Origin of the sequence: Maribacter sp. (assembly GCF_016744255.1) — a bacterium.
Taxonomy (GTDB): domain Bacteria; phylum Bacteroidota; class Bacteroidia; order Flavobacteriales; family Flavobacteriaceae; genus Maribacter_B.
In genome coordinates this window covers 21212-42909 of record NZ_JADGES010000009.1, presented here as the reverse complement: position 1 = coordinate 42909, position 21698 = coordinate 21212, and the positions used below count along the sequence as shown (strand labels likewise).

The window sequence follows — 21698 nt, the reverse complement described above, 5'->3', positions numbered from 1 at the left end:
TATAGCTGATACAATAATTATATGGATGATAATTTTTCACCACGAGTAAAAGATGTAATAGCCTTCAGTAAAGAAGAAGCATTAAGGCTGGGCCATGATTTCATTGGAACAGAACATCTTATGCTTGGATTATTACGAGACGGAAATGGAAAAGCAATTAATATTTTGGATGCTTTAGATGTAGATTTAGATCATTTAAGAAGAAAGGTTGAAATTCTAAGCCCATCTAACCCAAACCCTAGTGGTATACAAAAAGACAAAAAGAACTTACACCTGACAAGACAGGCAGAACGTGCTCTAAAAACTACTTTTTTAGAAGCTAAGCTATTTCAGAGTTCTTCTATAAATACAGCTCATTTATTACTTTGCATTTTAAGAAATGAGAATGACCCAACAACCAAATTACTTCAAAAATTAAAAGTAGACTATGATGGGGTTAAAGAACAATTTAAATTTATGATTACTAGTGATGATGATATTGTAGACTCTCCTACCTCAGAATCATTCCCAAGTGATTCCGAAGATACTAATGAAGGTAAAGAAAGCTCCTTCGGAAATACATCTACCCCTAAAGGAAATAAAAAATCTAAAACACCAGTTTTAGATAATTTCGGACGCGATTTAACACAAATGGCAGAAGAAGACAAATTAGACCCTGTTGTTGGTAGAGAAAAAGAAATAGAACGTGTTTCTCAAATTTTAAGTCGAAGAAAAAAGAATAATCCTCTTTTAATTGGAGAGCCTGGCGTTGGCAAAAGTGCCATTGCCGAAGGATTAGCTTTAAGAATTATCGATAAAAAAGTTTCTAGAATACTATACAATAAAAGAGTTGTAACATTAGATTTAGCTTCTTTAGTTGCCGGAACAAAGTACCGTGGGCAATTTGAAGAACGCATGAAAGCCGTTATGAACGAGCTAGAAAAAAATGATGATGTTATTCTTTTTATTGACGAAATACACACCATTGTTGGTGCTGGTGGCGCTACCGGGAGTTTAGATGCTTCTAACATGTTTAAACCTGCTTTAGCAAGAGGTGAAATTCAATGTATTGGAGCCACAACACTAGATGAATACAGACAGTATATTGAAAAAGATGGCGCCCTAGAAAGACGTTTTCAAAAAGTGATTGTAGAACCTACAACTGTTGAAGAAACAATTGAAATTCTACAAAACATTAAATCGAAATACGAGGACCACCATAATGTAACTTACACCGATGAAGCAATCATAGCTTGCGCTAAGCTAACTAATAGGTATATGACAGACCGTTTTCTTCCAGACAAAGCCATTGATGCTTTGGATGAAGCGGGATCAAGAGTACATATCGTAAATATGGATGTTCCTAAACAAATTTTAGAGCTAGAAAAGCAACTAGAAGATGTTAAAATATTAAAAAACAGCGTTGTAAAAAAGCAGAAATATGAAGAAGCTGCCAAACTACGCGACGACGAAAAAAGAATAGAAAAAGACCTAGCTGTTGCCCAAGAAAAATGGGAAGATGACAGCAAGCTCCACAAAGAAACGGTATCTGAAGATAATGTAGCAGATGTAGTTTCTATGATGAGCGGTATACCTGTTAATAGAATTGCACAAACAGAAAGTAATAAATTAGCAGAATTACCAGAGTTAATTAAGTCGAACGTAATTGGACAAGACGAAGCTGTTGCTAAAGTTGCTAAAGCAATTCAAAGAAACAGAGCCGGACTTAAAGACCCTAACAAACCAATAGGCTCCTTTATTTTCCTAGGTCAGACTGGTGTTGGTAAAACACAATTAGCTAAAGTTTTAGCCAAAGAATTGTTTGATTCTGAAGAAGCTCTTATCCGAATTGATATGAGTGAATACATGGAAAAATTCGCTATATCTAGATTGGTTGGCGCACCTCCAGGATATGTAGGATACGAGGAAGGTGGTCAATTGACAGAAAAAGTTAGAAGAAAACCTTACTCCGTTGTATTATTAGATGAAGTTGAAAAAGCACACCCTGATGTGTTTAATATGATGCTACAAGTATTAGATGATGGGTTCTTAACCGATAGTTTAGGTAGAAAAATTGATTTTAGAAATACAATTATAATAATGACCTCTAACATTGGAGCCCGTCAACTAAAAGACTTTGGACAAGGCGTTGGTTTTGGTACTGCGGCTAAAAAATCGCAAGCAGATACACACCAAAAAGGTGTTATCGAAAATGCTTTAAAGAAAGCTTTTGCCCCAGAATTTCTAAATAGAATAGACGACGTAGTTGTTTTCAACGCATTAGAAAGAGCAGATATTCATAAAATTATTGATATTGAACTACGTAAATTATACGCTAGAATCAAAGATATAGGATACCACCTGGACCTAACAGATGAGGCTAAAGATTATATCGCAGAAAAAGGTTTCGACAAACAGTACGGTGCACGACCTTTAAAAAGAGCCATACAAAAGTATATTGAAGATACCCTAGCTGAAGAAATTGTAAATTCTAAACTAGAAGAAGGCGATAGTATATTTATGGATTTAGACAAGAAAAAAGAAGAGCTTACTATTAAAATTAAAAAAGCAAAAAAATCTTCGGAAGCATAAATATTACATCGTACAAATATTTAAAAAAAAGGAGCTACAAGTTGTAGCTCCTTTTTTTATGTAAATATATTTTCAACTACCACCAAAAGCAGTATAAACGAAATTTAAGCCTTTAGTCTAATTTATTACCATAAGCCTTGAGTTACCAGTACATTCGCTTAGAATATTGTAATATATAATACATGAAAGTGGATTTGGCGAAGAAAAAAATTGTAGTAAAAGAATACCAGCTAGAGATAGGAAAAGTTCAAGTATATGACAACTATATGGTTTCTATTTTTGATGAAGGCGCCACACTTACACTAGAAAAAGCGTATCAAATTATAGGTATTTCCGAAATTCACTTTAGAAACAAAAACTTTGGATACATTAGCTATCGCAAAAACTCATATGCTATAGACCCAACTATATATAGCTATATACGAGAGCTAGAAAACCTAAAAGCATTTGCTATAGTATCTGTTAAAGAAATAGACATGCATAACTTTAACATAGAAAAACTTTTCTATAAAAAAGCTATGAAGTTTTACATAGAATATGACAATGCCTTAGTATGGGTAAAAAAAAGAATAAAAGCAAAATAAATTATTGCTATTCTTCTCCCTCCTGTTGTGGTTGTGGTTGCTCGGGAACTTTAAACAAATCTATATAAGCGTCTCCAAGAGCCGCTACAATATCACTTGCCATTAAAGACTGGTACCCCACTTGCTCTACAACTATATCTCCTGCTCTACCATGCAAATAAACACCGAAGATAGACGCACCCAGAGCGTCATAACCCTGAGCTAACAACCCTGTTATTATACCCGTCAATACATCGCCACTTCCTGCTGTTGCCATACCCGGATTACCTGTAGTATTTACATAGCCCTTACCTTTAAACAAAACAATTGTATTTGCTCCTTTTATAACAAGAACACAGGCATACTTTTCTGAAAAAGCCTTTGCTTTCTTAAGCTTATCAAAATCTCCTTTCCATTCCCCTATTAATCGTTCTAATTCTTTAGGATGAGGCGTAAGAATCGAATTCTTTGGTAGTTTCTTTAATAACTCTTTATTATCCGATAAAATATTTAAAGCATCTGCATCTATAACCAACGGAAACTTATTCGCTTCTATAAATTTAGTGAAAGCAACTACTGTTTCTTTTTCCGTTCCTAAACCAACACCAATACCAATCACTGATGGCTCTATATCAAAACTAATATCTTCAATAATCTGCTCCGAATTTGTCAATACCATAGCTTCTGGAAGAGCAGTTTGCATTGGTATATACCCACATTTTGGCAGATATGCAGTTGCTAATCCACTACCAATTTTTAAAGCAGCATTTGTTGCTAAAATTGGGGCTCCTATCTTCCCATAACTCCCTCCGATTATTAAAGAGTGACCATACGTTCCTTTATGCGAAAATTTTTCCCGTGGCTTATACAACGGTAAAACTTCATTCTTTCCAATAATTTCATACTCTACTTCCGTTTCAACTAAGTACTCTGGATCCAAACCAATATCTAAAACTTCCCATTGCCCTACATAAACCCCTGTATCAGGCAAGAAAAAAACTAGTTTCGGCGCTTGAAAACTTAACACATAATTAGCCTTTACGACTGCTTTTTCATTAGAAGGAGTCTTATCTGTATACAGTCCCGAAGGAATATCTACAGAAAGTACAAAAGCCTCCGACTTATGTAAATGTTCTATTAAATTCACCACCCAACCATCTGGCTCTCTATTTAGTCCAATACCAAAAATAGCATCTACAATAATATCATCTTTACCAATCTCTGGAAATTCGCAATCCGAATCCATAAAATTAGGCCATATTTTACGGTCCTTTAACCTATCTAAATTGATTAAAAAATCCTTAGAGCGCTTTTCACTATAATTGATAACATACACCTCTATATTATAACCATGCTCTTGCAAATGACGAGCTAATGCCATTCCATCACCTCCATTATTACCAATTCCACAAAAGAGATGAATTTTTACAGGAGCACCTTGCATACGCAGATGCATCCAATTAAAAATCTGAGTTGCAGCACGCTCCATTAAAGCCTCACTAGCAATTTCTTGTTTATTTATTGTGAATTTATCAGCAGCATATATTTGCTGAGCAGTAAAAAGTTTCATTCAATACAATTATTAAGCAAATAGTGAGGATTTCGCAAAAATCACTAGAAACATTTGATTAGCAAACCAAATGTACTACTTTTGAGACACACAAAGAATCATGTACGACAAAATAACGGACATATTATTTTCTTCATTGACCAATGGTACAACTACAATTGGTACAATTACCCCATTGGGGTAAGCTACTACATATACGTCCATTTTACGCGTTTTACACGCAACTCACTTATTCAGTACAAGTTAATCCCATTACATAATGAAAGTTTTAAAATTTGGCGGTACTTCCGTAGCCAACGCAAATAATATAGATCTAGTAAAAAACATAATTAATAATAGTAAAAGCAAAAAAAACATTGTTGTTGTTTCTGCTTTTGGAGGGGTAACAGATTTACTTCTAAAATCAGCCGATTTAGCAGCCAGCCAGGATGCAACCTACAAGCAAGTTATTACTGATATTGAAGAAAGACACCTATCTACTGTCAAAGAGCTTATAGACGTAAAAAACCAAAGCTCTATTCTAAGTAAAGTAAAAAGTGAACTTAACACTTTAGAGACCTTACTAGAGGGCGCTTTCTTAATAGGGGAAATAACCCCAAAACTATCTGATAAAATTGTGAGTTATGGTGAGTTATTATCTTCCTATCTTATTAGTGAGTATTTTAAACAAGAAGGCTTAAATGCGGAATACAAAGACAGTAGAGAGCTTATAAAAACAAACGACTTAAACGGAAAAGCAGTTGTTAATTTTAATCTAACTTATAAAAACAGCCTTCATTTCTTTACCAATACAAAAAGTACAGTCGTTGTAACTCCTGGATTTATTGCATCATCGGAAAACGGAAATTCTACGACCTTAGGCCGCGGAGGTTCTGACTATACCGCAGCTATTTATGCTGCTGCTGTAAAAGCCGATATTCTAGAAATTTACACAGACGTAAGTGGTATGTACACCGCTAACCCCAGATTGGTTCACCAAGCAAAAGCTATTCCTCATATTTCTTACGAAGAAGCAATGGAGCTTTCTCATTTTGGAGCTAAAGTACTATACCCACCAACAATACAACCTGTATTAGCTGAAGGAATATCTATTTGCATAAAAAATACTTTTGAACCAGATAATGAAGGTACCTTAATTACAAAAACGAAAAACGAAAAGGGAAAAACTGTTCGTGGTATTAGTAGTGTTGAAAATATTGCATTACTATCTTTAGAAGGTTCTGGAATGGTAGGTATTCCTGGTATTTCTAAACGATTTTTCGAAGTTCTATCGCAAGCAGATATTAGCGTAGTATTAATCACACAAGCATCTTCCGAGCATTCTATATGTGTTGGTATTTCGGCAGATGATATTGAAAAAGCTGTTGAAATTGTAAATAGTGCTTTTGAATATGAAATTGAAAGAGGTAAAATAAACCCCGTAATCCCTGAGAAAGATTTGGCCATTGTTGCTTTAGTTGGTGACAACATGAAAAGTCACCAAGGTCTTAGCGGAAAAATGTTTAGTACTCTTGGAAAAAACAATGTCAATATTAGAGCAATTGCGCAAGGAGCTTCGGAAAGAAACATATCTACTGTTATTAAAAAAGAAGATGTAAAAAAAGCATTAAACACCTTACATGAAGAGTTTTTTGAAGAAAACGTAAAGCAACTCAACCTATTTGTAATGGGAGTTGGTAATGTTGGGGCTAAATTTTTAAAGCAAGTTTTACAGCAAAGAGACTATTTAAAAGAAAATTTAAAACTAAACATAAGAGTTATTGGAATTTCGAACTCCAGAACCATGCTTTTTGATGAGAATGGAATTAACCTAAATAACTGGGAAAATTCACTAGTAAAAGGAGAAAAAGCCGATAAGCAAAAATTCTTTGAGAAAGTTAACACTCTTAATTACAGAAACAGCATTTTTGTTGATAACACTGCTAGTGCAGAAGTATCTGAAACCTATAACACATATTTAGGAAACAGCATTTCTGTTGTTACATGTAACAAAATTGCATGTTCTTCTAAATTTGACAATTATAAAGAACTAAAAAGATTAGCTAGAGAATATAACGCTCCTTTCTTATTCGAAACTAATGTAGGTGCAGGCTTACCTATCATAGATACACTAAAACATTTAATTGCTTCTGGCGATAAAATATTAAAAATACAAGCTGTTCTTTCTGGTAGTTTAAATTTTGTTTTCAATTATTTTAATGATGAAACCACCTTCCATAACATTGTAAAACAAGCACAAGAAGAGGGTTACACAGAACCAGACCCAAAGATTGATTTAAGTGGGGTTGATGTAATGCGTAAAATTTTAATTTTAGCAAGAGAAAGTGGTAATCAGTTAGAGATTGATGACATAGTCAACAACCCATTTTTACCACAAGAAAGTTTAGACACAACAAACAATGAGGACTTTTTTACTTCTTTAATTAAACATGAAGATTCTTTCCAAGCTATTTATAAAAAAGCGAAAGATGCAGACAGCAAGCTAAAATACGTTGCTCAATATGAAGATGGTAAAGCTAGTGTTGGGTTACAAGAAATACCCAAAGGACACGATTTTTACAATCTAGAAGGTAGCGACAATATTGTTTTGTTTTACACAGAAAGGTACCCTAACCAACCAATGATTATAAAAGGTGCTGGTGCTGGTGCAGATGTTACTGCTTCGGGAATTTTTGCTGATATTATTAGAATAGGTAATTTTTAAGCATGGAAGAAATAAAAGTTTTTTGTCCGGCTACAATAGCAAACATCTCCTGTGGTTTTGATGTACTCGGAGTTGCTTTAGATTCTGTTGGCGACGAAATGGTAGTTCGTAAAACAAAAGAAGCCGGCATTAAAATCACTAAACTAGAAGGGCAAAATTTACCTCTCGAAACGAAAAAAAATGTTGCTGGTGTAGCAGGTGTAGCATTATTAGAAAAAGCCGATTATAATGGTGGTTTTGAGATAGAAATTTATAAAAAAATTAAAGCTGGTAGCGGCATAGGCAGTAGCGCAGCAAGCTCTACAGGAGCCGTTTGGGCAATGAACCATTTATTAGGATGTCCGTTTTCTAAAACCGAATTAGTTAGGTTTGCAATGGAAGGAGAGCGTTTAGCAAGTGGTGTAGCGCATGCAGACAATGTTGCTCCTGCCCTATTTGGAGCATTTACTTTGGTTCGTAGCTACACGCCGCTAGACATCATCCCTATAAAAAGTCCGCCAGAATTATACGCTACAGTTATTCACCCACAAATTGAAGTTAAAACTGCCGATTCTAGAAAAATTCTAAAGACAACTATTTCTCTAGAAAATGGCATTAAACAATGGGGAAATGTTGGTGGATTAGTTGCTGGCTTGTTTATGGAAGATTATAATTTAATTGGTAGATCTCTAGAAGACCATATCATAGAACCTATACGCTCCATTTTAATTCCAGGTTTCGATAATATAAAAAAAGAAACTTTAAATGCTGGAGCACTAGGATGTGGAATATCTGGTTCTGGACCTTCTATATTCACGTTTAGTAAAGGCGAAGAAACTGCAAACAAAGTTGCAAAAGCTATGAGAGAAGTATATAAAAATATTGGCATTGATTTCGATATACATGTATCAAAAATTAACACCCAAGGAATAAAAATAATAGATTAAAGAATGAACTTTTACAGCCTAAATAAAAAAGCGCCAAAGGTATCTTTTAAAGATGCCGTAATTAAAGGTATTGCCCCAGACAAAGGATTGTATTTTCCTGAAAGTATAACACCTTTACCAGCTTCGTTTTTTGAAAACATAGAATCGTTATCTAACACAGAGATAGCGTTCCAAGCAATAAAGCAGTTTGTTTCTTCAGAAATTCCAGAAGATAGATTAAAAGAAATACTATCTAATGTTTTAGATTTTGATTTTCCTATAGTTGAAATAAGCGAAAATACTGCCACATTAGAATTATTTCATGGTCCTACTATGGCTTTTAAAGATGTTGGCGCCCGTTTTATGGCTAATTGTTTAGGCTATTTTTCGGAAGGAGAAGATAATGAAGTTACTGTTTTAGTCGCTACATCTGGAGATACAGGAGGTGCCGTTGCTAATGGGTTTTTAGGAGTAAAAGGCGTTAAAGTGGTTATTCTATACCCGAGCGGAAAAGTTAGTGATATACAAGAAAGACAACTTACAACGCTAGGCCAAAACATTACTGCATTAGAAGTAAGTGGTACTTTCGACGATTGCCAAGCTATGGTTAAAAATGCATTTCTAGACAGTGAATTATTAAATAATATGCAGTTAACATCTGCAAACTCAATCAATGTTGCGCGCTGGTTACCGCAGTTATTTTACTTTCTATTTGCTTATAAACAAGCAAAATCTAAAGATAAAGAGATTGTATTTTCAGTTCCTAGTGGTAATTTTGGTAATATTTGCGCAGGTTTAATGGCACAACGCTTAGGTATGCCTGTAAAACAATTTGTTGCAGCAACTAATGTTAATGACACCGTACCTGAATTTATGAGAACGCAAGAATACTCCCCTAAACCATCCTCAGCAACTATATCTAACGCTATGGATGTTGGCGACCCAAGTAATTTTATCCGAATTCGTCATTTATTTAAAGATAATTTTACAGACTTAGCCAAAAATCTTTCTTCGTATTCTTTTACAGATGAAGAAACAAAAAAAGCTATGCTCGAAATATATAAAGACTCTAAATACATTACCGACCCTCATGGTGCCGTTGGATATTTAGGTCTTAAAAAGTATCGAAAAAATACCCCTGATACGTATGGAATTTTCTTAGAAACCGCGCATCCTGTAAAGTTTTTAGATATTGTGGAAGATACTATGGATGTTAAAATCGACATCCCTTCTCAAATATTAAAAGTAATAGATAAAGAGAAAATATCTCATAAAATAGCTACCTATGACGAGCTAAAAAGACATTTATTAAAACGCTAATAAAAGAATAGAATTAGGAATACAACAAAGCCTCTTAACATAACGTAAGAGGCTTTGTTGTATTTCAAGGTTGTTATTTTAGCTATTGCAACTTTCATTTTACTAGTAACTACCTAACCAAAAGAATACACTATGGCATATTCCTTCTTTTACAATCCTAAATGCAACTTTTAAATAGTTCATATTTAATTTTCTCTTAAAACCATTTCTCCGTCTATATAGACAACCAAAGTTGCCTTTTTTCTGATTATAATCTCCTCTAAATTACAATCTCACAATATCATCAACATCTTTCCTATAACCATTAAAAGCAATACTCTAAAAAGGTTCGCGTGTTTGCCTAAAACAAAGTAAGCCATCCATACGCTTTCTACTTTTAAGCATCTTACATGCACAATAAGCCATAATATAAGTACATTTAATGTCTCAAATACCATCTTCATGGTCTGTATTTGCTCACGAACAAGCAACTATTTAGCTTGCAATCAGAAAACATTAAAACCTACTCTCATAGAATAATTAATTTATTAAACACGGGCACACTAAATTGGTTAATCCCTTTAGCGTAAACACAATAAACTCTGATAATTTTTTTTTATTAATTTAAGATATACAGCATTTTTTACTTCTAAAAATATACTGGTTAATTTAAAAAAACTGTCTAAAAGCACTAAAAAACCATTGCATTTAAACAACTCCATATGATTTATTTTGAATAGATTTGTACGACTAAAATAATTAAATAATGAAAAATACTGCTTTAACTACTACTCACGAAGCTCTTGGAGCAAAAATGGTTCCTTTTGCCGGATATAACATGCCCGTTTCTTATGAAGGGATTAACATAGAACATGAAACCGTTCGAAAAGACGTTGGTGTTTTTGATGTTTCGCATATGGGAGAGTTTTTAATTTCTGGACCAAATGCATTGGCTTTAATCCAGAAAGTAACTTCTAATGATGCCTCTAAACTTACAATAGGCAAAGCTCAGTATAGTTGTTTGCCTAATGAAACTGGCGGAATTGTAGACGATTTAATTGTATATCAATTAAAAGAAGAGCAATATTTACTAGTTGTAAACGCATCTAACATTGACAAAGACTGGACCCACATATCTAAATACAACACTGCATTTAATGCAGAAATGCGTAATATTTCGGAGGACTATTCTTTACTTGCTATTCAAGGACCTAAAGCGGTCGAAGCTATGCAAAGCATAACCAGTATTGATTTATCACAAATAAAATTCTACAATTTTGAAGTTGCAGATTTTGCTGGGGTTGAGAATGTAATTATATCTGCAACAGGATATACTGGTTCTGGAGGTTTTGAAATTTACTGCAAAAATGAAGACGTAAAACAAATATGGGATACCGTTTTTAAAGCTGGGGCAGATTTTGGGATTAAACCTATTGGGTTAGCCGCAAGAGATACTTTAAGATTAGAAATGGGTTACTGCCTTTACGGCAATGATATCAACGATACCACTTCACCGTTCGAAGCAGGTTTGAGCTGGATTACTAAATTCACCAAAGAATTTGTGAATAGTGAAGCTCTTGCTGAAGAAAAGAAACATGGTCTTGAAAGAAAATTGATTGCTTTTGAATTGGATGAAAGAGGAATCCCTAGACACGATTACGATATAGTAGACGGACAAGGAAACATTATTGGTATTGTAACATCCGGTACCATGTCTCCTTCTTTAGGGAAAGGTATTGGTTTGGGGTATGTTCCTAAAATTTTATCAGAAGTTGGCTCTAAAATAAACATCCAAGTTCGTAAAAAATCTATTCCCGCAACTGTAGTTAAGCTACCTTTTTATAAAGTGTAATGATCGCGTACCAAAGCATAATTGATGATATAGCAAAAACTTCAAGAAAAGTTGCTAACAAAGGTGTAGTTGCCTCTTATATTCCTGAACTTGCTGTAAATAACATTGATAAATTTGGTATTCACCTAGTAGATGCAAATAACAATAATTATAGTACAGGAGATGCTTTGGATAGTTTTTCTATTCAAAGTATTTCCAAAGTACTAACACTTGCCCTCTCTTTTAGTTTAGTAGGCGATGACTTATGGAAAAGAATAGATGTAGAACCTTCTGGTGACCCGTTTAATCATTTATCGCTTTTAGAATTTGAAAACGGAATACCTAGAAATCCTTTTATAAATGCCGGAGCTATTGTTATAGCAGACATATTGGTTTCTCATTTAAAAAACCCAAAAGAAGATTTTTTAAATTTTATACAAGAACTAACGAATGATACTACTATTCAATACAACGAAAAAGTAGCACTATCCGAAAAAAATACTGGTTTTAGAAATTATGCTGCCGCAAACCTACTTAAATCGTACGGTAATTTGCATAATGATGTAGATACGGTGCTCGACTTTTATTTTCATCAATGTTCGCTAGAAATGAACTGTAAACAATTGGCTAATGCATTTTTTATTTTTATGAATCACGGAAAATGCCAAAGAGGAAAAAGTTACTTAAACATAAATCAGGTAAAACGGATAAATGCTCTAATGCTAACTTGCGGGTTTTATGACGAAGCAGGTGAATTTGCTTTTGAAGTTGGCCTCCCTGGCAAAAGTGGAGTTGGTGGTGGTATCGTAGCGTTATTACCAAATACATATTGCGTAGCTACGTGGTCTCCTGGTTTAAATCCTAAAGGAAACTCTAAATTAGGAATGGCTGCTCTAGAGGAATTAACAACCAAAACAAAGCAATCCATTTTTTAAAAGTTGAAAGTAAAAAAAATTTTAATCCTTGGTGGAAGTGGATTTATAGGCAACGCTATTTATAAGGAACTTTGCCCCTACTTTAAAACCTACGCTACCTATAATTCTGCCAGAAGGTCTTCCGAAAAAAACCAACAATTTATAAAATATAATATGGAAGAGGATGATATTTACAACATCCTTGAAAACATAAAACCCCAAATAATTATTTCTGCGGTTAGAGGTAATTTTGCTGCTCAAATACAAGCACACCAGCATATTGTTGAATATCTAGAAGAAAATAACTGTAGGCTTCTTTTTATATCATCCGCCAATGTTTTTGACGCGTATAGTAAGTACCCGTCTTATGAGAATGACAAAACTCTATCCGAAAGTATTTATGGTCGTCTAAAAATACGTATTGAAAATATGCTATTGAGATTGCCTCCAGAAAAAATGGCTATCCTAAGAGTTCCTATGGTTTTTGGTAATACTTCTACTAGAGTTAAAGACATTAAAAATAGTATCTTAAACAACGAATCTATTGATGTTTTCCCTAACCTTGTTATGAATGTTACCAATGATGACAAATTAACCCAACAAATACACTATTTAATCAACAGAAATAAAAGCGGTATTTTTCATTTAGGATGTAAAGACCTAGTACACCATGAAGATTTTATAAAAGAGGTTATTGACCGAATAGGAACATTTAACCCCATTTATAAAAGAAATTTTACCACTAACAATGAACGTTATATGGCTGTTTTACCTAAAACAAATAAACTGCCTAAAAACCTTCAATTTACCTATCAAGATATTATAGACCACCATTTTATTATCTAACTTTAAGAAAAACAAAAATGCAAAAATTAACAGACGCCCAAATACAAGAGAACCTGAAACAATTAGATGGATGGGAATACATAGATGGCGCCATTGAAACCACTTTTGAGTTTAAAGATTTTAAAGATGCTTTTTCCGTAATGACCCGTATAGCGTTTGAATGTGAAAAACAAAATCACCATCCAGATTGGAGCAATGTGTACAATAAACTCAATATTCGTCTTAACACACATGACGCAAATGGCATTACAGAAAATGATATTACATTAGCGCACACTATAGAAGAAATAATTACCAGTGAGTAAACCTATACCCTTTAGCCCTTGCAGCAGCAATAAAATTTATTAAATTTGTAAATACACCTTTTAAACAAAAATACCATGGGAAGAGCTTTTGAATTTAGAAAAGCACGTAAAATGAAAAGATGGTCTGCTATGTCTAAAGCCTTTACACGTATTGGTAAAGACATTGTAATGGCTGTTAAAGAAGGAGGTCCAGATCCAGACTCAAATGCAAAATTAAGAGCAGTTATACAGAATGCAAAATCTGTAAACATGCCCAAGGATAATGTAGAGCGAGCCATTAAAAGAGCAAGCGACAAAAATCTTGGAGATTTTAAAGTTGTTTTGTTCGAAGGGTATGCTCCACATGGTATTGCCATATTAGTAGAAACTGCCACAGATAACAATACTAGAACGGTTGCTAATGTACGTAGCTACTTTAATAAATGTAATGGTAACATGGGGACTTCTGGCTCTGTAGAGTTTATGTTCGACCATACTTGTAACTTTAGAATTCCTGCAGAAGGATTAGACCCAGAAGAGCTAGAACTAGAATTAATAGATTTTGGTGCAGAAGAGGTTTTCGTAGATGAAGATGGTATTTTAATTTATGCTCCTTTTGAAAATTTTGGCTCTATTCAAAAAGAATTAGAATCTAGAGGGCTTGAAATTTTATCTTCTGGTTTTGAGCGTATTCCGCAAGTAACAAAACAACTTACCGAAGAACAAGCTGCTGACGTAGAAAAACTACTAGAAAAAATAGAGGAAGATGATGACGTACAGAATGTGTATCATACCATGCAAGAATAACCTAATTTAGGTGTATATATACAAAAGATTTTAACTTAATTGTTAAAATCTTTTTCTTTTTAATACTCTATTTTTTTAGCTATAACTATTCTCCTCTATCTTTCCTTTAACTCCTTTAAAAAATAGCTCATAGGATTTAAAATCTTCTTCCTTATCACCTGTAGGTGTATATGGCTGAGATACCTTTACCTGTTTTTTTCCAAAATCAAAAGCTATTAAAACAATTGGAACTTTTGCTTCTATCGCTATATAATAAAACCCTGTTTTCCATTTACTTACCTTCTCACGAGTTCCTTCTGGAGCTAATGTTAATCTAAATTTTTCACGCGTTTTAAATACCTCAGCTGTGGAGCTAACCATATTATTATTTTTGGCTCTATCTACCGGTGCACCGCCTGTCCATTTAAAAAACCAACCAAAAGGAGGCTTAAACAGACTTTTTTTTCCAACATAATTAATCTCTTCATTCCAAACCTTGCGAATAAGTAGTCCTAGAAAAAAATCTATCCAACTGGTATGCGGCACTACTGCAATAACACATTTATTTACCTGAGGAAAATCGCCAACGGTCTTCCATCCTAATAATTTAAAATAAATAAATTTTGCTATTTTATGCATCTAAATAAATAAAATAGAGGTTAAACCTCCATTATGGTATCGAGAAAAGCTATTATATTTTTTCATATATAGACCTCAATTTTTGTTCTGTAATAGTATCTCTCCAATTCTCTCCTAAAGCGTTTTCCCATAAAGGAGTCATACCCATAGCTACTTTTATCATGGTACTGTATTGTTCATCGGACAAATCCTTACAAATTCCTGTAGGCAAAATAATATTATGTTTATCCATCATTTTATAAAACAACGCAACTCCATCTGGATAGAATTCTTCTAAATATTGAAATACCAAACAATTACCTATTCCATGTTTTACACCTAACAAATAAGACAAACCATAGCTCATAGCATGTGCTACTCCTACTTGAGAATAAGCTATACTCATTCCTCCGTGCCAAGAGGCCATCATTAATTTATCCCTAGACTCTTCCTCATTTAAATCCTCTAAAAAAACCTCTTTACAAAGATCTAAGGATTTTTCACCATAACTCTGGCTAAAGGCATTTAAATATGTTCCCGTTAAAGATTCTATACAATGAATATAACAATCCATTCCGGTATAAAACCATTGTTCTTTTGGCACTCCTTTAGTTACATCTGGATCCAATAAAACTTGGTCAAAAGTGGTGAAATCTGAATTAATTCCTAACTTCTTCTCTGGCCCTAATAATACGGTTGTTCTAGACACTTCTGCCCCTGTTCCACTAATGGTTGGGATTCCTACATGATATAGTGCTGGTTTTGTGACCAAATCCCACCCTTGATAGTTTGCGGAACCTCCTTCATTAGTTAACATAATTGCTACTGCTTTTGATAAATCTAAAAGCGTTCCTCCACCAATACCAACTATTCCTGATGGTTCCTCTGAAAACTCGGAACGAATTAAATCTACAATAGCATCTACTTGGTGTGTCTTAGGTTCTTCCTCTGCAGATATAAAAATAATTTTATCATTAAAAATACAAGGTATGTTAGCTGCTAACTCCTGATTTTCAAAAACATCATCGACTAAAAAAATAAATGGAGCTTCGGAATGTTTTCTTTTAGGCATTAATATTTTACTCAATTGAGCAAAACTACCTTTACCAAAGACAACTCTAGGAACCATTGGAAAGTTCTTATATTCTACAGGATTATTACGTCCAGAATTTTTCACTCTTACTTCTTTTTTAATTTCCATTATAATCTTACAAATATGGCGTTATTTCAGCTAAACTATGCAATGTTAAAAACTCAGCCTCATCATCCACTTCTTCTACCTGCTCATGCTGCCATGTGGTATGGAAAGGAACGTGAACAGCTTTTGCTCCTATATTAACCAGTGGCAAAACATCTGACTTTAAAGAGTTTCCTATCATTAAAAACTCGGACACTTCAATTTCTAAATGTTCTAGTAAGTTAGAATAGTTTTTTTCCTTTTTATCACTCAATACCTCTACATGATGAAAATATTTAGATAGTCCAGAACGCTCTAACTTTCTCTCCTGATCTAATAAATCGCCTTTCGTTAAAACAATTAATCTATATTTAGATTGTAACGTTTGTAATACCTCTTCTACTCCATCTAACAATTCCACAGGGTGCGAAATCATTCTTTTACCTATCTCTAGTATTTTAGATATTGTTTTTTGCGAAACTTTATTATTCGAAAGTTCCATAGCTGCTTCTACCATAGATAACATAAAACCTTTAACACCATAACCATATAGTTCTAAGTTTTTAATTTCCACTTTAAAAAGCTCCTGATCTATCTTATTTTTGGTTTCATACCCTTCTAATAAAGCTGCAAATTCTTCTTCTGCGTCTCTAAAATAAGTTTCATTCACCCAAAGAGTATCATCTGCATCAAAACCAATAACTTTTATATTTCCATAATCTACTTCCATTCCGCTCTTGCTCTTTTTAAATCTTCCGGGGTATCTATTTCTATACCACTCACTGTAGTTTCTACCATTTTAATGGTTTTACCATACTCTAAATAACGAATAGCCTCTATCTTCTCTACCGCCTCTAACATTAACATGGGTAGGCGTTGAAAGTCCATAAGCGCACTTTTTCTAAAGGCATAAATTCCTTTATGTTTAAAATACACACTTTCCACTTCTTTATCTCTTGGATACGGAATTGGCGAACGCGAAAAATATAATGCTCTATTGTTATTATCTACTATTACTTTTACAGTGTTTGGATTATTTATTTCCTCTAAATCGGTAATCCTTACCATCAAGGATGCTAAATCTATTTCTTTTTTTGGATCCTTTTTAAACACATCTAAAACACTTACCAAACTCTCTTTATCTGTAAAAGGCTCATCACCTTGTACATTTACAATAATATCTACGTCCAAATCGGTTACAGCCTCTGCAATACGATCACTTCCACAATCGTGCTCTTCGATACTTTTAAGAACTTTGCCCCCTGCTTTTTCTATAGTTTCATAGATTATATCGCTATCTGTTACTACATAAACTTCATCAAACAATTGTGTATTTATCGCAGCTTCATAGGTCCGTACTATTACTGGTTTACCCGCTAAATCTTGCATTAGTTTTGCCGGAAATCTAGATGCAGCATAACGTGCGGGAATCATTGCTATTATTTTCACTTTTAATTGGGTATTAAATTAGCTCTTCCGAGGTCTTATCTTTCTATAAATTCGGAATATGATTATTAAAATTAGTATCACCAATACTGCTGCCAAATAAGGCGCAAAAATAGATGCTGCAGTCACTGCTATGGCTGTTCCTGTTTCTACAGTGGCTACTACTGGATTTGCCAAACCACCCGTACTTGCTGTTGACGCCAACCTTGTTGTTGCACCTGCTCCTTTAATAGCAGTTGCTGTTCCTCCTCCTGCAATTATAGCAAGAGACCAAGTTACCACGGGATCCAAATTGGCCACAGTAGACACCATTACCGCTGTACCAGCTATAGCTGCCAAAGGTACTGCAAAACTATCTAAGAGGTTATCTACCCATGGAATAAAATATGCAAATATCTCTATTAATGTTGCTGCTCCCAGAGTAACTACCGCTGCCAAACTGCCTATCCATTCCCAACTTTCATTAAGCTCCCATACATTAAAATAAGAGGCCAAACTCAATGCAAATAGAGGCAAGAACACTCTAAAACCTACAGAGGCAGCTAAACCTACTCCTAAAAAAATACTTAAGATTGTTTCTGTTGTCATACTATTTCTATTCTAAATTTAAGGAATACTTATTCTTCAAAAAAATCATTCTTAAAACCAATTAAATACAATTGTTTTTTAGCTCTTGTTACCGCAGTATACAACCACCTTAAATACTCCTTATCTATACCATTTGGCAAATAAGGCTGCTCTACAAACACAGTATTCCACTGCCCTCCTTGGGATTTATGACAGGTAATAGCATAAGAAAACTTCACCTGTAAAGCATTAAAAAACTTGTTGTTTTTAACCCCTAAAAATTTCTTGTATTTTGATGTCTCATGCTCAAAATCTTTCATCACTTCTTGGTATAATCGATTACCATCTTCATAGGATAATGAAGGAGTCTCCGCACTAATGGTATCTAACAACAATACTGTTTCAAAAGGTTTTTGATTAGGGTAATCTACCATAACTACTTTAACTTCAGCAAATTTGAATCCATAAATTTCTTTAAACCTAAAAATTTCTAAAATCTCTATAATATCACCATTCGCTATAAAACCAGCTTCAGATTCTGGCTTAAGCCAGTAATAGTTATTTTTAACTACCATCATATAATCCCCAACAGCTAATTCATTTTCTAGAAACAAAATTCTGCTCCGAATATTCTCATTATACAAGTTTGCCCTTTTGTTAGAACGAACTATAAAGGCAGTTTCTTCTTTGCCGTTTTCGGAATAAGAAGTATCTATAGCCTCTTGTATTTCATAACCATCCTGTAGTCTTACAATATCTGCAAACGATTGTAAATTAAACTTAAACGTATCGTAAAAAGAACCTTCTAATGCTTCTCTTAACAAAGTGGCATTCACTAAGATGCCAGAATCTTCGGCTTGTCTCACTACTTCATCTAGCTCTAACTTTACCACCTCCTTATTATAGTTTAAGGATAATTTATCCGGATCCAAAGCAGGACTTAAGCTTAAATGTACTGGAGGCAACTGCGCTGTATCTCCTATTAAAATAAGCTTACAATTATGTCCCGAATAAACAAATTGAATTAAATCGTCTAATAAAGAACCGTTTTCAAACAATTTAGAATCTGCAGGTGTATCAGGAATCATAGAAGCTTCATCTACGATAAAAATAGTATTTCTATGTTTATTAGGAGCCATTACAAACTGTACACCACCTCCACTTTGCTTTTTGGGGAAGTAAATTTTTCTATGAATAGTAAAAGCTTTTGTTTTGGAATAGTTAGACATTACCTTAGCCGCTCTACCTGTTGGAGCCATTAAAACAGCTTTCATGGCTGTTTCCCATAAGCTATTAACCATAGTTCCAATTAAAGTTGTTTTTCCTGTTCCGGCAAAACCACGCAATAAAAAAACTTCATTTTTCTCCTTAGATAGAACATAAGAAGCAAGCTTTTGCAATGCTACAATTTGTTTTAAAGTTGGCTCATGTGGGAATTTCGACTTTAGTAAAGCGAAAAAAGAAGCATCGGTCATAGATTTCATATAACATCAAATATAATCAGGATTTTTTCGAGAAAACCTTTTGCTAATAAAAAAAAATTGTAGATTTGTGAGAACCACGAATTATAATTAACACTTACAGAATGAAGACCATAATACAAATTGTACTTTGGATTGCTTGTATCGGATTAGGATACGCTATTTATCAATCAGTTACAGGACCAATCGAATTTAAAAAAGTAAAACAAGAACGTTTTGCTAAAGTTATTTCTAATTTAAAAGACATTAGAAATTCGCAAGAAGCTTATAAAACTGTTACAGGAAAATATGCAAATGACTTCAATAGTCTTATTAAATTTGTTGAAAATGGTAAATACACTATAACACAACAGAGGGATTCTTCTTATATGGAATTTGATGAAACCTATAAAATTGATGTTTTAAAAGAAGTAAAAATAATAGACACATTAGGCTTTGTTGGTGTTCGCGATTCTTTATTCAAAAAAGATGACCGCTACAAGACTATGATGAATGTACCTGGAGCAACAAAAGGGGAGAAATTCACTATGAAATCTGCGGTAATTGAAAAAAGCGGGTACAAAGCCCCTGTTTTTGAAGCGAAAGTGGAAAAAAGTATAGTTTTATCTGATCAACCTAAAACACTTCTTGATCGCGAAAATGGTCAAATGAGTGTTGAAGAAGTTAACGGTTCTTCTATTAAAGTTGGATCTTTGGACGAAGTTAGCACTAGTGGAAACTGGCCTCCTATCTATGACAAAAAGAAAAACAAATAATAGAATCATCACAGGTAATAAAAATTTTAAGAAATTGTCCATTCAAGTTAGCTTGAATGGACTTTCTTTTTGTGTTATAGACACAATAAATAATAAGATACTACAATCGAAAAATGTATTATTTAATAACGAATTAAATCCATATAGCTTACTTCAAGAATTACAACCTATTCTAGAAAAGAACAAAATACACTCCCAAGAATTCTCAGAAGTAATTGTTATACATAAAAACTCGCTTTTTAGTTTGGTTCCAAGCCCCCTATTTAATTCTAATGAATTAGAAAGCTACTTAGCTTATAACACCAAAATTTTAGAAAACGATTTATTAGCCTACGACGAAATAGACAACCAGGAAATAGTTACGGTTTATGTCCCTTTTATGAACATAAACAACTATATATATGACCTCTTTGGTGAATTTACATATAAACACCACAGTACTGTAATGGTGCACACTCTTTTAAATAATTTACACTCTCAAAAAGAAGAAACATGCTATATTCATGTTTCCGAACAACAAATGGACATTACCGTTGTTACTAATAAAAAATTAAAATTACATAACTGTTTCGACTACAACACCAAAGAAGATTTTATATACTATGTTCTTTTTACTTTAGAGCAACTACATTTAGATCCTGAAACTATCCTTTTAAAACTTTTTGGCTCTATTGAAGAAGAAGATGCTCTGTATAATATTTGCTACAAATACATAAAAAATATAACTCTTTTTATTCCAAACAACCCATACCATCCTATTGAAGAATCTAACACTGAGTCTATAGATTTCACTGTTATAAACGCCCTATAATGCGCATAATTTCTGGAAAACACAAAGGAAGATATTTACAAGCTCCCAAAAAATTACCTGTTAGACCCACCACGGACATGGCAAAAGAAGCTCTGTTTAATATTTTAAACAACACCTACTACTTAGAAGATGTTATTCTACTAGATTTATTTGCTGGAACTGGAAATATCAGCTTTGAATTTGCATCGAGAGGAACAACACAACTAACTGCAGTAGATGCTAATCACGGATGCGTAAAGTATATTGATAAAATTTCTGAGGAATTAGATTTTAATATTAACACTATTAAGAGCGACGTATTTTCCTTTTTAAAAAATGTAAAACAAAAAAGCACTATAATATTTGCTGACCCTCCTTACGACCTACCCTTCGAAGACTTTGCGAAGTTACCGGAGTTAGTTTTTACTAACGAATTACTTGTTGATGACGATGACAGTTTGCTAATTATAGAACACTCCAAACACACCGACTTATCTTCCTTAGATAATTTTAATAACGAAAGAAGATATGGTGGTAGTGTTTTTAGTTTTTTTAAAAAAGGTACTGACCAATAAAAAACTAACCTACATT

General features: G+C 33.6%; 20 protein-coding genes. 13 read left to right on the top strand and 7 right to left on the bottom strand.

Annotation, left to right across the window (positions count from 1 at the left end):
* Positions 1–21: 21 nt before the first annotated feature.
* Together QZZ51_RS03045 and QZZ51_RS03040 are read left to right on the top strand one after the other, a co-directional pair.
* Positions 22–2571, top strand: a complete 2550-nt coding sequence (locus QZZ51_RS03045; protein WP_291865697.1) for an ATP-dependent Clp protease ATP-binding subunit — start codon at positions 22–24, stop codon at positions 2569–2571.
* Positions 2572–2753: 182 nt separating this feature from the next.
* Positions 2754–3155: an STAS/SEC14 domain-containing protein gene (locus QZZ51_RS03040; protein WP_291865695.1), complete on the top strand. Its 402-nt coding sequence runs from the start codon at positions 2754–2756 to the stop codon at positions 3153–3155.
* Between the two features lie 7 nt (positions 3156–3162).
* Here QZZ51_RS03040 and QZZ51_RS03035 read toward each other — a convergent pair whose 3' ends face one another.
* The gene (locus QZZ51_RS03035; RefSeq protein ID WP_291865693.1) at positions 3163–4704 is read right to left on the bottom strand and encodes an NAD(P)H-hydrate dehydratase; all 1542 of its coding nucleotides are present in this window, start codon (positions 4702–4704) and stop codon (positions 3163–3165) included.
* Positions 4705–4963: 259 nt separating this feature from the next.
* Between QZZ51_RS03035 and thrA the strand changes: the two genes are divergently transcribed.
* From thrA to QZZ51_RS02995, 8 genes are all read left to right on the top strand, one after another.
* Positions 4964–7408 (top strand): bifunctional aspartate kinase/homoserine dehydrogenase I, encoded by a 2445-nt coding sequence (gene thrA / locus QZZ51_RS03030; RefSeq protein WP_291865689.1) that lies wholly within the window; start codon positions 4964–4966, stop codon positions 7406–7408.
* Positions 7409–7410: 2 nt separating this feature from the next.
* On the top strand, positions 7411–8334 hold the full coding sequence (locus QZZ51_RS03025; protein ID WP_291865687.1) for a homoserine kinase: 924 nt from the start codon (positions 7411–7413) through the stop codon (positions 8332–8334).
* A 3-nt stretch (positions 8335–8337) separates the two neighbouring features.
* Positions 8338–9633 carry a threonine synthase gene (thrC, locus tag QZZ51_RS03020; RefSeq protein ID WP_291865685.1) on the top strand — a complete coding sequence of 432 codons (1296 nt, stop codon included), beginning with the start codon at positions 8338–8340 and terminating at the stop codon, positions 9631–9633.
* 745 nt (positions 9634–10378) lie between these two features.
* A complete protein-coding gene (gene gcvT / locus QZZ51_RS03015) occupies positions 10379–11464 on the top strand; it encodes a glycine cleavage system aminomethyltransferase GcvT (protein WP_291865682.1) in 1086 nt (361 codons plus the stop codon).
* Positions 11464–12378 carry a glutaminase gene (locus QZZ51_RS03010; RefSeq protein WP_291865679.1) on the top strand — a complete coding sequence of 305 codons (915 nt, stop codon included), beginning with the start codon at positions 11464–11466 and terminating at the stop codon, positions 12376–12378. Before gcvT ends, QZZ51_RS03010 begins: the two co-directional genes overlap by 1 nt.
* Before the next feature lie 3 nt (positions 12379–12381).
* Entirely contained in the window at positions 12382–13203 is an 822-nt protein-coding gene (locus QZZ51_RS03005; RefSeq protein ID WP_291865676.1) for a sugar nucleotide-binding protein, read from the top strand.
* A gap of 17 nt (positions 13204–13220) precedes the next feature.
* Positions 13221–13508 (top strand): 4a-hydroxytetrahydrobiopterin dehydratase, encoded by a 288-nt coding sequence (locus tag QZZ51_RS03000; protein ID WP_291865673.1) that lies wholly within the window; start codon positions 13221–13223, stop codon positions 13506–13508.
* 75 nt (positions 13509–13583) lie between these two features.
* Positions 13584–14294 carry a YebC/PmpR family DNA-binding transcriptional regulator gene (locus QZZ51_RS02995; RefSeq protein ID WP_291865670.1) on the top strand — a complete coding sequence of 237 codons (711 nt, stop codon included), beginning with the start codon at positions 13584–13586 and terminating at the stop codon, positions 14292–14294.
* Positions 14295–14369: 75 nt separating this feature from the next.
* Here the strand turns inward: QZZ51_RS02995 and QZZ51_RS02990 are convergent, their stop codons facing one another.
* From QZZ51_RS02990 to QZZ51_RS02965, 6 genes are read right to left on the bottom strand one after another with little or no spacing between them, the layout of a single operon-like run.
* On the bottom strand, positions 14370–14912 hold the full coding sequence (locus QZZ51_RS02990) for a 1-acyl-sn-glycerol-3-phosphate acyltransferase (RefSeq protein ID WP_291865668.1): 543 nt from the start codon (positions 14910–14912) through the stop codon (positions 14370–14372).
* Positions 14913–14964: 52 nt separating this feature from the next.
* Positions 14965–16092, bottom strand: a complete 1128-nt coding sequence (locus QZZ51_RS02985; protein WP_291865666.1) for an iron-containing alcohol dehydrogenase family protein — start codon at positions 16090–16092, stop codon at positions 14965–14967.
* 7 nt (positions 16093–16099) lie between these two features.
* A complete protein-coding gene (locus QZZ51_RS02980) occupies positions 16100–16798 on the bottom strand; it encodes an HAD family hydrolase (protein WP_291865663.1) in 699 nt (232 codons plus the stop codon).
* Positions 16789–17502 carry a 3-deoxy-manno-octulosonate cytidylyltransferase gene (kdsB, locus tag QZZ51_RS02975; protein ID WP_291865712.1) on the bottom strand — a complete coding sequence of 238 codons (714 nt, stop codon included), beginning with the start codon at positions 17500–17502 and terminating at the stop codon, positions 16789–16791. Before kdsB ends, QZZ51_RS02980 begins: the two co-directional genes overlap by 10 nt.
* Positions 17503–17535: 33 nt before the next feature.
* Entirely contained in the window at positions 17536–18102 is a 567-nt protein-coding gene (locus QZZ51_RS02970; RefSeq protein WP_291865660.1) for a DUF4126 domain-containing protein, read from the bottom strand.
* A gap of 29 nt (positions 18103–18131) precedes the next feature.
* On the bottom strand, positions 18132–19565 hold the full coding sequence (locus QZZ51_RS02965; protein ID WP_291865657.1) for an ATP-binding domain-containing protein: 1434 nt from the start codon (positions 19563–19565) through the stop codon (positions 18132–18134).
* A 101-nt stretch (positions 19566–19666) separates the two neighbouring features.
* Here QZZ51_RS02965 and QZZ51_RS02960 point away from each other — a divergent pair, with 101 nt between their 5' ends.
* The 3 genes from QZZ51_RS02960 to QZZ51_RS02950 are packed head-to-tail and all read left to right on the top strand — an operon-like array spanning position 19667 to position 21682.
* The gene (locus QZZ51_RS02960) at positions 19667–20317 is read left to right on the top strand and encodes a hypothetical protein (RefSeq protein WP_291865654.1); all 651 of its coding nucleotides are present in this window, start codon (positions 19667–19669) and stop codon (positions 20315–20317) included.
* Positions 20295–21128, top strand: a complete 834-nt coding sequence (locus QZZ51_RS02955; protein WP_291865651.1) for a DUF3822 family protein — start codon at positions 20295–20297, stop codon at positions 21126–21128. Before QZZ51_RS02960 ends, QZZ51_RS02955 begins: the two co-directional genes overlap by 23 nt.
* On the top strand, positions 21128–21682 hold the full coding sequence (locus QZZ51_RS02950; RefSeq protein ID WP_291865648.1) for an RsmD family RNA methyltransferase: 555 nt from the start codon (positions 21128–21130) through the stop codon (positions 21680–21682). Before QZZ51_RS02955 ends, QZZ51_RS02950 begins: the two co-directional genes overlap by 1 nt.
* Positions 21683–21698: the final 16 nt, after the last annotated feature.